We start from the raw sequence: 12,747 nt of genomic DNA, 5'->3' as shown, positions 1-12,747 counted from the left end.
CCCGGATGGTGCTGTGGTGGTGTCCAGGGTGAGCGCACCGGACACCCGCCCGAGGAGATACTCCGTGCAGCCCGAACACCAGGGAGTGACCGTGCCCGAGAGGTGGGACCATATCGACGAGCTTCTCTTCCACGGACACAGGATCCAGGCGGCGTACGCGATCAGGGAGCAGTTCGGCCCCATGCCCCTACGAGCCACCATCGAGGCTGTGAGCGAGCGCTTCGAGCACCTGCGTGCCACTCGCCCCGAGGACTTCACTGTGAGCCTCGGTGACTACTGGGACGGCTTCTACTCGTAGTCGTTGCCGTGCCACACACGTGCCACACGGGGCGGGCAACACCGGGGTACCACAGGGAATCACGGGGAGACGGGACGCATCCGCGCAGGTAGACAAAGCATCAGCTCAGCCATCAGAAGCGTTCTCGGCTTCCCAAGCTGAGGACGTGCTCAGATCCCAAGGCGGCCCACGTAGAAACGTTCGGGAGACCACGGGCCTCGGCAGCAGATCCACCCCCAGTTCCATCTCAGGTGTCGCCTACCGCATCTACGCTGACGTCATGCCCCTGACGGACATCACCCGGGACGCAGTCCTCCAGGCGATCGCGGAGTACGACGACCGCGGCCAGGACGACTTCCTCACCAGCTACGGCTTCAAGCGTGCGATCTCCTACGACCTCGTCCACAACGGCAGAACGTACGACTCCAAAGCCATCTGCGGCGTCGCCCACAAATACGTCTCCGGACAGGCTCTCCCCGCCTCGGAATTCTCCGGCGGAGCGGCCACCGTGGGCAGGAAGCTCAACGCACTCGGCTTCGAGGTCCGCTCCAACCCCAGCCTCCCCTGGACCTGGGACGAACTGATCCTGGCCTGCGACCTGTTGGCCCGACACGACTGGACGCCGCTGGACACCTCCAGGCCCGAAGTGGTCGACCTGTCCAGGCTCCTGCAGCTTCTCCCCCTGCATCCGCAGGAGAAGCGCCCCGCCAACTTCCGCAGCCCCTCTAGTGTCCGTCTGAAGATGGCCAACATCCGCAACTGGCACAAGGCCAACACGAACAAGAAGACCAACGGAAGCACCCTGGACCGCAGGATCTACCAGGCTTTCGTGGAAGACCCCGAGCGGATGCACGCCGCGGCCAGGAGGATCCGCGAAGGCATCCTCTCCGGGGAGCTTGCCGAGCTTCCCCCCTTCGAGGAGGAAACGGAGGAGGAGATCAGTGCCACCGAGGGCCGTCTTCTCGTCCGCAAGCACTACGCCCGCGAACGCAGCCGCACGCTTCGGACACAGAAGATCAAGCAGACCCGTGCTCAGGGCAGACCCATCGCCTGCGAGGCGTGCAGCTTCGACTTCGCCGAGATCTACGGCGCCCGCGGAGACGGCTACATCGAGGTGCACCACATCGTCCCTCTCCACCACGCAGGAGAGAGCACGACACGCCTTGAGGATCTGGCCCTGCTGTGCGCCAACTGCCACCGCATGATCCATGTCTCCAAGCCCTGGCTGAGCGTCGACCAGCTGAGCACCCTCGTGGCGAAGCAGCGCCCCAAGGAAGACTGACCCAGACCCCGGGCCCCGGCTCCATCGCACATTCATCGCACATGGCTCCGGGAAGGGGCCGGAAGTGCCGGGAAGGCACCGGAACATCAGCGCAGGTCAAAGGGCACTTCGCCGCTTTGTCGACAGGTCGTCAAGGCCCCTCGGCACAACGGGGCTTCATGGGTTCAAATCCCATACCCTCCGCAGAACCCGCAGGTCAGCAGCTTGCGGGAGAGACAGAGAAGGCCGGTGGTTCCGGGCCGGTGCGCACACGGCGCACACGCCCCCGGGGCCACCGGCCTTCCGCGTGTCCGGGTCCGGGTCCGGTCACCGCGGCCGGCGCAGTGCGGAACGGGCCCGCAAGGTCCCCGTCGACGTGTCGACAGGTCGACGGGGCCCGACCTCCGGAGGGGGAGGCCCTCCCTCCGCGCAGGCAACGCCGCAGCCGGACAAATCCGTGGACAGTCAGCGGGGCGGTCGAGCATGCTGCCTCACGGACGGCGCACCCGGCCGACCGCCCCCGACCCACGGAGGACTCATGGCATTGGTACGCAAGGGCTCACGCCGTATCAGCGTGGACGGCACGGACTACCGCTGGCGCGTACGCCGCAGGCCGACCTACGCGCAGGGGGTGGGTGAGAGCCCCATGACCTTCGCGGCGGAGCTCGCGGACTCCCCCGGACGGGTGCTCGTCGTCGCGACGCCGCACCCGCACCCGGGCCACTACCGGGTGGGACCCGGCGCGGCCGTCCCCCTCACCCCGGCCGTGGTCGCGACCGCCATCCGCCGGGCCCGGGACGAGGGGTGGAGCCCTTCCTCACCCGGCTCTCCCCACCACCTGACCCTCTGAGGCCGACCCCGTCGGAGCACCCGAACCGGGGGCGGCGGCGTCACGGGCCCCGGGCCGGTCCTCGGGGGCCGGGGCCGGGGCCCGCCGCCCTACTCGTCCTCGTCGGCGTGCCTGGGGAGGACGACCACGGGGATCCTGGAACGGTGCAGCACGCCCTGGCTGACCGAGCCCAGGAGCAGGCCGCGCACGGTGCCCCGGCCCCGCGAGCCCACCACGACGGCGTCCGCGCCCTCGGCGGCCTCCAGGATCGCGCTCACCGGGCTGTTCTGGGTCCGCACCACGCTGACCTCGACGTCGAGGTCCTCGCGCCTCTCGTCGACGACCTCGGCGAGCAGGCCGGCCACCAGTTCCTCGGACTGCCTCTCGAACAGCTCCTCCTGCGGCTGGTACCCGGCGGCGGTCATCGCGACCGGGTCGTAGGGGTAGGGAACCTCCCAGCTGTGGACCACGACCAGTTCGGCACCGCTCTCGGCCGCCAGGTCGTAGGCGAGGCCGAGGGCGCGGCGCGCGGTCTCGGAGCCGTCGACACCGACCACGATCCGGTCCATCGACGTGGTCGCGGGCTTGCCCTTGCGCGAGGGGACGACCACGACCGGGCACGGCGCGTGGGCGGCCACCCGGACGCTGACCGAGCCCACGAACACCGACTTGAACGTGCCCATCCCCCGGGTGCCGACCACGATCAGGTCGTGGGGGTGGCTCTGCCGGATGACGGCCAGCGGCGCCTCCTCCATCGCGGTCACGGCCTCCGTGACCACGGTCGGCCGGAGCTCGCGGACGTGTGCCTCCGCCTCGCCCAGCACACCGGTGGCCTGGCCGTGGATCTCCGGCGTGGGCTCGAACCGCGCGGCGCCCCCGTGGGCCGACACGATCAGCGGCATCCCCAGGGCGTGCACGATGCGGAGCGGGGCGTCCCGCCGGGCGGCCTCCGCCGCCGCCCACTCCAACGCCGCCCGTGAGCCGTCCGATCCGTCGATCCCCACGACGACCCGGGCCGGGCGCACCTCTTTGCCTGCCATAGTTCCCCCTTAGCACTGCGACAGCACTGCGGACCATCTTCGTCGAGTAGACCAGCGCCCCGCCGGAACGGCGCAGGCCGAAGGTCGCCGTTCCGTCCGACCTACGGCCCCGGCGCGCATGCCCGGGACCGGCCCGGAACGGCGGCCGACGGCCCGGCGCGGCACCGCGGAGCACCTGGTGCCCGGATTCCCTCCCCACCATTGTCCGGAAGCGGGTCCCGTAAACCGGAGAGGCGCCCTCCGCGCGTTGTGTCCCGTCCCGACCGTCCTCACCCGCGCCAGGCGAACGCCTCCCCGACCGACGCCGCCAACTGGAGGTAGGCGTCCCGCGTCGCCGGGGCGAGCTGGTCGAGGTCGACCTCGGCGCCCTCCTCGAGGTGGCCGTCCCAGGGCACCCGGACCACGTCGCGGCACCTGCTCGCGAAATGGCCCTCCAGCCGGTTGAGGTCGACGCTGCTCTTGCTGTTGGACCGCACCATCGACAGCACCACGACGGCGCCGCGCACGAGCGGCCCGTGGCCGTGCGCCTCCAGCCAGTCCAGGGTGGCGCTGGCGCTGCGGGCCCCGTCCACGGAGGCGGAGCTGACCAGGACCACCTGGTCGGCGAGCCCGAGTACCCCGCGCATCGCCGAGTGCAGGAGGCCGGTGCCGCAGTCGGTGATGCAGATGGAGTAGAAGTGCTCGACTATCCGGGCCACCTCGCGGTAGTCGCCGTCGCTGAACGCCTCGGAGACGGCGGGGTCGCGGTCGGAGGCGAGGATCTCCAAGCGGCTGGGCGACTGGGACGTGAACCCCCGGATGTCGGCGTAGCGCGACACGAGGTGGCGCTCGTTGAGCAGGTCGCGGATGGTCGCGGCGGTCTCCAGCCGCACCTTGTCCGACAGCGTGCCGCGGTCGGGGTTGGCGTCCACGGCGAGGACCCGGTCGCCGCGCAGCGAGGCCAGGGTCGCGCCCAGCGCGACCGTGGTGGTGGTCTTGCCCACCCCTCCCTTGAGGCTGAGCACCGCCACCCGGTGGTGCCCGGTCGCGACGGGGGTGCAGGCGCGGGCCACCAGTTCGCGCCGGCGCAGGACCTTGGCGGACTCCCCCGGGTTGACGAGGCCGAGGGTGGCGGAGTGCACGGCACGGCGCCAGCCACCGCTCGGCCCCTGGCGCCGGTTGCGCACCAGCGTGGCCGCGTTGAGGGCGTCGGCGGTCTCCCCCTCCTGGTCGGGGCGCCTCTGGGCCTGCTGCCCGGAGGGGCGCGCGGGCGCGGGCGCGAGTCCGGCCCGCGGGCCGGTGAGGGTGGGCGGGGGTTCGGGGCCGCGGCGCGGCAGCGGCTCGGACCGCACCGGGCCGGGGTCGGAGGACCCCGCCCCCGCGGGACGGAGGGGGTCGGTGCGCTCGTCGTCCGCCCACGGGCCCGCCACCGGCCCGGGTTCGGGGGCCGGCTCCGGGGTCCGCGTCGGCCCCGACCCGGCTCCGAATCCGTCGGCCCCGTGGCCCGGCGCCGGTCGCGCGTCCGGTGCGGAGTCCGGTCCCGGGGTCCCGTCCGCCCCCGGGACCGGGCCCGCACCGGTTTCCGTGCCGTCCGCCCCGGAGGGGTCCTGGCGTTCGGTGTCGAGCGGCGGTAGCTGCTCGGGCTCGGGGACGTCGGAGTCGCCCCGGAGCCTGCGCGGTGCGAGGGGGTCCGGCCCCCCTCCGCCCGGTCGGGCGGGCCTCTGGGGTCGCTGGGGCCGTTGGGGGCGCTGCGTCCGCCGGACCGCGCCCGGCAGGAGCCGGACCGTGGAGCTCCGCGTCTCGTCGTCGGAGTCCGCGGTATCCTCCGGGGCCTCGGGGCGTTCCGGGGCCCCGGGCCCGCCCGGACCGTCGTCCTCGTCCGGCGGCGGCGCCTGGTAGCCGGTCCCCGGCAGCGGGGGAGGCGCGTCCTCGGGCAGCCGGGCGTAGGGGGGCGGGGGCGGGGCCGCCCCCTCGAACCCGCCGAACCACTGCTCCCTCGGCGTGGGCGCGGGCGGCTCCGGAGCGGCTTCGGCGGACGGTTCGCCGGTCCCCTCGGCGCCCCCGTCCGTACCCTCCCAGAGGGACTCGGGCCTCTCCTCGGCCTCCGAACCCGTGCCCGCCTCGGAGCTGCGACCCGTCCCATGCTGTTCCTGGTGTGCCACCGGAGTTCTCCTGCGTGAAGGGGGTGTGCTGTGGAGGAAGGGACACTCCACAAGGGAGAGGCGGGATCCGCTTCCTGGTGTCACTCATACCCGCCCCACCCCAGGGAAGCATCCCCCGGGGGTCGGTGGACAGGGCAATCCGTAGCACCGTCCCTGAACCTCCCCGGGTACTGTCTGGCTCATGCACGCGATCCGTATCACCGCACCGGGAGGACCCGAGGTCCTCGCCTGGTCAGAGGTTCCCGACCCCGTCGCAGGAGAGGGGGAGGTCCTGGTGGACGTGGCCGCCGGCGCGGTCAACCGCGCCGACGTCGCGCAACGGCAGGGCACCTACCCGCCCCCACCCGGCGCCTCCGAGTACCCGGGCCTGGAGTGCTCGGGCACCGTGGCCGCGCTCGGCCCCGGCACCGAGGACTCCGGATGGTCCGTGGGCGACCCCGTGTGCGCCCTCCTGTCCGGGGGCGGCTACGCGGAGAAGGTGGCCGTCCCCGTGGGGCAGCTGCTCCCCGTGCCCGAGGGCGTCGGCCTGGCCGAGGCCGCCGCCCTGCCCGAGGTGGCCGCCACGGTGTGGTCCAACCTCGTGATGGTCGGCGGGCTGCGCGAGGGGGAGACCGTCCTCGTGCACGGCGGGGGCAGCGGCATCGGCACCTTCGCCATCCAGTTCGCCCGGGCCCTGGGCGCCCGCGTGGCGGTCACCGCGGGCAGCGAGGAGAAGCTGGCCCGCTGCCGCGAGCTGGGCGCCGAGATCACCGTCAACTACCGGACCGAGGACTTCGCCGAGCGCATGCGCGAGGAGGGCGGCGCCGACCTCATCCTCGACATCATGGGCGGCTCCTACCTCGACGCGAACCTGCGTTCGCTGGCGACGAACGGCCGCATCACGATGATCGCCCTGATGGGAGGCCGCCGCGCCGAGGCCGATCTGGGGCGTATGCTCGCGAAAAGGCTCTCCGTACACGCGACGACGCTCCGCTCCCGTCCCCTGGACGAGAAGGCGGCCATCGTCGCGGGAGTACTGGAGCAGGTGTGGCCGTTGGTAGAACAAGGAGCCATCCGCCCCGTCGTGGACCGTTCTGTACCGATGCGGAACGCGGCGGAGGCGCATCGCGTCATGGAATCGAGCGCGCACACCGGAAAGATTCTCCTCACCCTCTGACGGCGTGCCGGTACATCCACGTAAGGGAACTGATGAGCAGCGCAGACGACCAGAAGGACGAGCCCCAGGTACTGGTCATGGGGGTCGACCAGCACGACGGGGCCGACGACGACGGCGCGGAGGAGCCCCGCTCCCTCGCCGACATGGTGGAGCAGCCCGCCAAGGTGATGCGGATCGGCAGCATGATCCGCCAGCTCCTGGACGAGGTGAAGGCCGCTCCGCTGGACGAGGCCAGCCGCACCCGCCTCAAGGAGATCCACACCTCCTCGATCAAGGAGCTCGAGGACGGCCTCGCCCCCGAGCTCATCGAGGAGCTGGACCGGCTGACCCTGCCGTTCGCGGACGGGTCGGCGCCCAGCGACGCGGAGCTGCGCATCGCCCAGGCGCAGCTGGTGGGCTGGCTCGAGGGCCTGTTCCACGGCATCCAGACGACCCTGTTCGCCCAGCAGATGGCGGCCAGGGCCCAGCTGGAGAACATGCGCAAGGCGCTGCCGCCCGGCCTCTCCGGCCTCCAGGCCCAGGACGGCCCGTCCGTGGCCGGCGACGAGCCGCACGGATCCGGCCCCTACCTGTAGCCAGGGCCCCGAACGCGAGGAGCCCCCGCCCTTTGTGGGCGGGGGCTCCTCGCGTACACGGGTGCTACTTGGCGTTCACCGGCTCCAGGACGTCGAGGCCCAGGAAGGGGCGCAGCGCCTCGGGGACGACCACGGAGCCGTCCGCGCGCTGGTGGTTCTCCAGGATGGCGACGATCCACCGTGTGGTGGCCAGCGTCCCGTTCAGGGTGGCGGCGAAGCGGGGCTTGCCGTCCTCCCCCCGGAACCGCACGTTGAGGCGCCGGGTCTGGAAGTCGGTGCAGTTCGAGGTGGAGGTCAGCTCGCGGTAGGTCTCCTGGGTGGGGACCCACGCCTCGCAGTCGAACTTGCGGGCGGCGCTGGTGCCCAGGTCGCCCCCGGCGATGTCCACCACGCGGTAGGGCAGCTCCAGCTTGTCGAGCATCTCCCGCTCCCAGGCGAGGAGCCGCTCGTGCTCCTCGTGCGCCCGGTCCGGGTGGGCGTACACGAACATCTCCACCTTGTTGAACTGGTGGACCCGGATGATGCCCCTGGTGTCCTTGCCGTAGGAGCCGGCCTCGCGGCGGAAGCACGTCGACCAGCCCACGTACCGGTTGGGCAGGTCGTCGGCGGCCAGGATCTCCCCGGCGTGGTACCCGGCCAGCGGCACCTCGGAGGTGCCCACGAGGTACAGGTCGTCCGCGGCCAGCCGGTACACCTCGTCGGCGTGCTCGCCGAGGAAGCCGGTGCCCTCCATGGTCTCGGGCTTGACCAGGACCGGCGGAATCATCGCGGTGAAGCCCGCGGCCACGGCCTGGTTCATCGCCATATTGAGCAGTGCCAGCTCCAGCTGGGCGCCCACGCCGGTGAGGAAGTAGAAGCGGGATCCCGAGACCTTGGCGCCGCGCTCCATGTCGATGGCGCCGAGCATCTCGCCCAGCTCCAGGTGGTCGCGCGGGGTGAAGTCGAACTCGCGCGGCGTCCCGACGGTCTCCAGGACCCGGAAGTCGTCCACGCCGCCCTCGGGCGCGTCCGCCTCCACGATGTTGGGGACGCGGGCCAGGACGGCGGCCAGCTCCTCGGCGAGGCGGCCGGCCTCGGCCTCGGCCTCCTTGACCTCGGCCGCGAGCGACTTGGCCTTGGTCAGGAGCTCCTCGCGGTCCTCCGCGGAGGCCTTGGAGACGGACTTGCCCACACTCTTCTGCTCGGCGCGCAGCGTCTCGAACCGGGTCAGCGCGGCGCGGCGGCCGGAGTCGAGTTCGAGCAGCCGGTCCGCGACGGAGGGGTCCTCCCCGCGGGCGCGCTGCGAGGCGCGGAGTCGTTCGGGGTCTTCTCGAAGAGCGCGAAGGTCGATCACGTCTTGCAGGTTACCGCCCGGGCTCGGCGGCGGTCACATCGTTTCCCCGGACCGCGCCGCCGACGCACGGCGGCGGCTTCCCCGCCCGCGTGCGGGGGGACCTCGTTCTTCGGCATCCTGGTGGGGAACATCGCCCGGCCTCCCCGCCCTCGTGCGGGGGGACCTCGTTCTTCGGCATCCTGGTGGGGAACATCGCCCGGCCTCCCCGCCCTCGTGCGGGGGGACCGCTGTGGAGGAGGCCGCCGCGGGGCCGCCGGCCGGGACGGCCGGCGCGGTCGTCAGTCGACGTGTCCGGCACGGATGCGCGCCAGCCACTGCTCCGCCTCCGCGAACTCCGCGTCGGTGGCCGGACGGGGCCGGAGCGGGGGGTCGGTCTCGACGGCCTCGCCGCCCCGCGGGTAGCTGCCGAGGAAGCGCACGTCCCGGCAGACCCTCCGGATGCCCATGAGGGCCTCGCCGACGCGGGCCTCGGCCACGTGGCCCTCCGCGTCGATGCAGAAGCAGTAGCTGCCGAGCTTGTCCCCGGTGGGGCGCGACTCCAGCCGGGTGAGGTTGACCCCGCGGACGGAGAACTGGCTGAGCACCTCGATCAGGGCGCCGGGGTGGTCGTCGGAGATGAAGGCGACCAGCGAGGTCCGGTCGGCCCCGGTGGGCGCGGAGACCGCGCCGGGCCTGGACAGGTAGATGAACCGGGTGGCGGCCCCGCCGCGGTCGCCGATCCCGACGGCGAGCGCGTGCAGCCCGTACCGCTCGCCCGCGATCACCGCGCAGATCGCCGCGTCGTAGGGCGCGCCGGGTTCGGAGACCGTGCGGGCGGCGGCGGCGGTGGAGGAGACCGTGTGCGTTTCCGCGTCGGGCAGCCGTCGGGCGAGCCAGCCTCGGCACTGGGCGAGGGCGTGGGGGTGGGTGGCCACCCGCTTGACGTCCTCCAGGACGGTGCCGGGCCGGGCGAACAGCGCGAACTCGACCGGGATCGCCGTCTCACCGGTGATGAGGAGCGGCTCCCCGTTGACGAGCTCGGCGATGGTGGCGGTGACGCCGCCCTCCACCGAGTTCTCCAGCGGGACGACGCCGCCGTCCACCGTGCCGGTCCGGACGGCGTCGAAGACCGCGGCGACGCCGTCGCACGGGACGCGCGCCCCGTCGGGCGCCTCGGGGCGCAGCGCGCGCAGCGCGGCCTCGGTGAAGGTGCCCTCGGGGCCGAGGTAGGCGTAGCGGTTGGGCATGGTGCCAGGCTATACGGACCGGTGGGCGGCGCGTGGCCCCTGGGGACACGCACGTCGGCCGGGCGGCGGGTCACCCGCGGGCGGAGGTGCTCCCGTCCACCTTCTCCTTCAGGGAGCCCGCGCCCCCGGACGTGCGGCCGGCGCGCGCCGCGGCCTCCGGGACGCCGTCCCCCGCGTCCCCGACCGAGGCGCGGATCCCGGCTCCGTCCTCCTGCCCGGAGCCCTCCCCGTCCCCGGAGCGGTCGTCCGCGTCGCAGCCCTCCGCGTCGTCCATGTGGTCCGTGTCGTCCATGTCCTCCACGGCTGACAGCACCGTGACCAGGGAGTCCGCCGCGGGCTCCGCGCCGCTGCCGTCGGAGCCGGCCACCGCGGCCCCGGCAGCCGCGGTCCCGACCGGGGCCGAGGGCGCGGGCACGAGGGCGCCGACGCCGTTGCCCAGCCGGGCCGACCGGACCACGCGGTCCTCCTCCGGGCTGAGCAGGACGCGGCCCTCGCCGCGCACGACGGCCTTGGCGTAGGTGCGCGACTCGGTGCGGCCGTTGATGGAGGTGAGGACGACCCCGTCGCCCTGGCCGTTGAGCAGTGCGAGGGAGAAGGAGCGGGTGCCCGACATCTCCTCCAGGGCGTCGTAGTGCAGTACGGCCACGTCACGGACGGCGAACGGGTCGACGCCCGAGGCGCCCACCGCGGCCGTGCGGGTGGCCAGGACCTGGGATTCTTCGCCGAGCGCGCGGGCCCTGTTCAGGGCGTATCCGCCGAGGGCGAGTCCGCCCAGGCCGGCGATCAGACCCAGCGAGGCAATGAGCGTAGTGAACACAGCGCGAGCGTATCGCTACGCAACGCACCTATGGTGTCACTCCTGGCTATTTCCCCGATCCCTGTGCCCGAATTTTCGCGACATTTGCCGTCGCGTGAACGTCGTGCGCCCCAGGGCCCTGTCCCATCCGCGCCGGACCGCGGGCCGGAACCCCCTGGCCATCAGGGCCCTCGCCACGTCCGTGAACTGGTGCGCGCGGTGCATCTGCGCCCTGAGGTCGGTGCCGGTGGCCCGGTGCTCCAGCGGCACCTCCACCTCCTCCACGCGAAACCCCGCCCGGAGCACGTCGATGGTGAGGCCGGTCTCGACCCCGAAACCGGGCGCCAGCGGCCTGGCCGCCTCGAAGGCCGCGCGCGTCAGGCAGCGCTGGCCGTTGAGCGGCTGCTCGGGCTCCCAGCCCGTGGCCCGGCTGACCCCGCCCCGGGCGAGGCGCACCACGAAACCGTGGCCGCCCAGGCGCATGCGGGTGGCGGGGAAGAGCGCGATGGTCATGTCGGCCTTCCCCGTGCCGACCGGTTCGATCAGCGGGGCGGCCCCCGAGGCCGTGCCCTCCAGGTCGGCGTCGAGGAACAGCAGGTGCCGGGGCGGGCGGCGCGTACCGGCTTCCGCCTCGTGCTCCTCGATGAGCCGGACGCCCTCGGCGCCCGTCTCCATCGCCGCTCCCTTGCCCCGGTTGCGGCTGTGCCTGAACACGCGCGCGCCGGCCCGGAGCGCGACGTCCGCCGTCGTGTCCGCGGAACCGTCGTCGACCACGACGACCAGGTCGACACCGGGCAGGTCGCGGGCGGCGCGCACGGTGCAGCCGACCCGTTCGGCCTCGTCCTTGGCGGCGATCACCACGGCGACCCCGGTCTCCTCCGGGCCGCCGGCCTCCTCCTCGCGCACCTCGCCCCGTCTACTGGGCCTTGCCGGTCCCCGCGGCCACCGGCAACGCGTCGAGATCGGCGTGGATGACGAACACCTCGACCAGTCCGGTGACCTCCAGGACCTTCATGACGGCCGGTTTGGGCGCCACGAGCTCCAGTTCACCGCCCTTGTCACGGGCGCGCTTCATGGCGGAGAGCAGCACGCTGATGCCCGTCGAGTCGCAGAACTCCGTCCGCGACATGTCGATGACCAGCCGCCGCGCCCCGTCCTCCAGGGCTCCGACGAGCTCGCTGCGCAACTGGGGCGCCGTGTACAGGTCGATCTCACCGCCCACGGTTACCACCGCGACGTCTTCTTGAGATCGGCTTGATATCTTCAACTCCACGGACGTGACTGTAGCGCCCCGTCCACCCCCGGGCCACTTCGGTGACGGTGTGTTGACGGTGTTTCGCTACATCGGTCACGTTCCTCCGGGTGCCGACGCCGGAGTCCCCTCGCGGGGCGCCTCAGAGCAGCGCGCTCCGGGCCCGCTGGTCGTCACGGAGGTGGAGGCGCAGCTCGACGACGTCGGCGGCCCTCCGGTCCACGAGCTGGTCGACGACACCGCAGCCGCGGTCCGTGTCCGTCCCCCGCTCCGCGCGGCCGACGTCGTCCGCGGAGAGCTCCAGGACCGCCCACACCGTGGTGGTCGTCGCGTCCATCTCGGTGCCCCAGCGGCCCGACAGGGTCTGGACGATGCCCAGGCCCCGGCCGCCCAGCCCGGACACGGAGGGCATCGCCACCCGGGGCATCGTGCTGGACCCGCCGTCGCGCACCGAGATCTCCACCCAGCCCCCGGGGCGCGGACCGCGGTCCACCTCGACCCTCCAGGACACGCCGACGGAGTTCTCGGGGTTGCCCGGTGTGGGCAGGGGGCTGGCGTGGCGGAGGGCGTTGCTGACGAGTTCGCTCAGAACGAGGGCGGCGTCGTCGACGCGGTCCTCACCGAGTTCCATCGCGTGCAGGTCCCCGCACAGCCGCTGCCGGGCTCCCGCCACGCTCGCGGGGTCGTAGGGGAGTACGACGCTCCGCTCGACCTGCTGCGGGCGGTCCCCGGAATCACCTGGGGTGCTGTCACCTGACACGTTCTGTCCCTGCGCGTTCGTGCTCTCTCGGGCGGACCGGAACCCGCCCGAAGTGTGGCAGCGAATTCCACCAGGGGTGGAAATGCCCCGATCACCTCGGA

13 protein-coding genes are annotated in these 12,747 nt (G+C 72.8%); 5 read left to right on the top strand and 8 right to left on the bottom strand.

Features of this window, described 5'->3' with window-relative positions:
• Positions 1–64 precede the first annotated feature (64 nt).
• From OUQ99_RS00480 to OUQ99_RS00470, 3 genes are all read left to right on the top strand, one after another.
• On the top strand, positions 65–298 hold the full coding sequence (locus tag OUQ99_RS00480; RefSeq protein WP_267947432.1) for a hypothetical protein: 234 nt from the start codon (positions 65–67) through the stop codon (positions 296–298).
• Positions 299–557: 259 nt separating this feature from the next.
• Entirely contained in the window at positions 558–1,559 is a 1,002-nt protein-coding gene (locus tag OUQ99_RS00475; RefSeq protein ID WP_267947431.1) for an HNH endonuclease, read from the top strand.
• Positions 1,560–2,076: 517 nt separating this feature from the next.
• On the top strand, positions 2,077–2,388 hold the full coding sequence (locus OUQ99_RS00470) for a hypothetical protein (RefSeq protein ID WP_267947430.1): 312 nt from the start codon (positions 2,077–2,079) through the stop codon (positions 2,386–2,388).
• Positions 2,389–2,477: 89 nt separating this feature from the next.
• Here OUQ99_RS00470 and OUQ99_RS00465 read toward each other — a convergent pair whose 3' ends face one another.
• Positions 2,478–3,407, bottom strand: coding sequence for a universal stress protein (locus OUQ99_RS00465; RefSeq protein WP_267947429.1), 930 nt, complete (start codon positions 3,405–3,407; stop codon positions 2,478–2,480).
• 269 nt (positions 3,408–3,676) lie between these two features.
• On the bottom strand, positions 3,677–5,548 hold the full coding sequence (locus OUQ99_RS00460; RefSeq protein ID WP_267947428.1) for a MinD/ParA family ATP-binding protein: 1,872 nt from the start codon (positions 5,546–5,548) through the stop codon (positions 3,677–3,679).
• 181 nt (positions 5,549–5,729) lie between these two features.
• Between OUQ99_RS00460 and OUQ99_RS00455 the strand changes: the two genes are divergently transcribed.
• Complete coding sequence (locus OUQ99_RS00455) at positions 5,730–6,704, top strand: NAD(P)H-quinone oxidoreductase (RefSeq protein ID WP_267947427.1); 975 nt, start codon at positions 5,730–5,732, stop codon at positions 6,702–6,704.
• 32 nt (positions 6,705–6,736) lie between these two features.
• The gene (locus OUQ99_RS00450) at positions 6,737–7,279 is read left to right on the top strand and encodes a bacterial proteasome activator family protein (RefSeq protein ID WP_276567181.1); all 543 of its coding nucleotides are present in this window, start codon (positions 6,737–6,739) and stop codon (positions 7,277–7,279) included.
• A gap of 64 nt (positions 7,280–7,343) precedes the next feature.
• Here OUQ99_RS00450 and serS read toward each other — a convergent pair whose 3' ends face one another.
• From serS to OUQ99_RS00420, 6 genes are all read right to left on the bottom strand, one after another.
• The gene (gene serS, locus OUQ99_RS00445; RefSeq protein ID WP_267947426.1) at positions 7,344–8,612 is read right to left on the bottom strand and encodes a serine--tRNA ligase; all 1,269 of its coding nucleotides are present in this window, start codon (positions 8,610–8,612) and stop codon (positions 7,344–7,346) included.
• A 278-nt stretch (positions 8,613–8,890) separates the two neighbouring features.
• Positions 8,891–9,838, bottom strand: coding sequence for a prephenate dehydratase (gene pheA, locus OUQ99_RS00440; RefSeq protein ID WP_267947425.1), 948 nt, complete (start codon positions 9,836–9,838; stop codon positions 8,891–8,893).
• 70 nt (positions 9,839–9,908) lie between these two features.
• On the bottom strand, positions 9,909–10,655 hold the full coding sequence (locus OUQ99_RS31550) for a DUF4446 family protein (RefSeq protein WP_346660228.1): 747 nt from the start codon (positions 10,653–10,655) through the stop codon (positions 9,909–9,911).
• Positions 10,656–10,691: 36 nt separating this feature from the next.
• Entirely contained in the window at positions 10,692–11,540 is an 849-nt protein-coding gene (locus tag OUQ99_RS00430; RefSeq protein WP_267947424.1) for a glycosyltransferase family 2 protein, read from the bottom strand.
• 10 nt (positions 11,541–11,550) lie between these two features.
• Positions 11,551–11,907, bottom strand: coding sequence for an STAS domain-containing protein (locus OUQ99_RS00425; protein WP_267947423.1), 357 nt, complete (start codon positions 11,905–11,907; stop codon positions 11,551–11,553).
• 121 nt (positions 11,908–12,028) lie between these two features.
• Entirely contained in the window at positions 12,029–12,646 is a 618-nt protein-coding gene (locus OUQ99_RS00420; protein ID WP_267947422.1) for an ATP-binding protein, read from the bottom strand.
• Between the last annotated feature and the right edge of the window lie 101 nt (positions 12,647–12,747).

The sequence above is a fragment of the Streptomonospora nanhaiensis genome (genome assembly GCF_026642255.1).
Lineage (GTDB): Bacteria > Actinomycetota > Actinomycetes > Streptosporangiales > Streptosporangiaceae > Nocardiopsis > Nocardiopsis tropica.
This window is presented reverse-complemented; position numbering and strand designations above follow the sequence as displayed.

What these genes read in the sequence shown, in the direction of transcription:
- OUQ99_RS00450 (WP_276567181.1), top strand. Translation starts at nt 6,737, where the DNA reads ATGAGCAGCGCAGACGACCAGAAGGACGAGCCCCAGGTACTGGTCATG.
- OUQ99_RS00465 (WP_267947429.1), bottom strand. Translation starts at nt 3,407, where the DNA reads ATGGCAGGCAAAGAGGTGCGCCCGGCCCGGGTCGTCGTGGGGATCGAC.
- OUQ99_RS00470 (WP_267947430.1), top strand. Translation starts at nt 2,077, where the DNA reads ATGGCATTGGTACGCAAGGGCTCACGCCGTATCAGCGTGGACGGCACG.
- pheA (WP_267947425.1), bottom strand. Translation starts at nt 9,838, where the DNA reads ATGCCCAACCGCTACGCCTACCTCGGCCCCGAGGGCACCTTCACCGAG.
- OUQ99_RS00455 (WP_267947427.1), top strand. Translation starts at nt 5,730, where the DNA reads ATGCACGCGATCCGTATCACCGCACCGGGAGGACCCGAGGTCCTCGCC.
- OUQ99_RS00475 (WP_267947431.1), top strand. Translation starts at nt 558, where the DNA reads ATGCCCCTGACGGACATCACCCGGGACGCAGTCCTCCAGGCGATCGCG.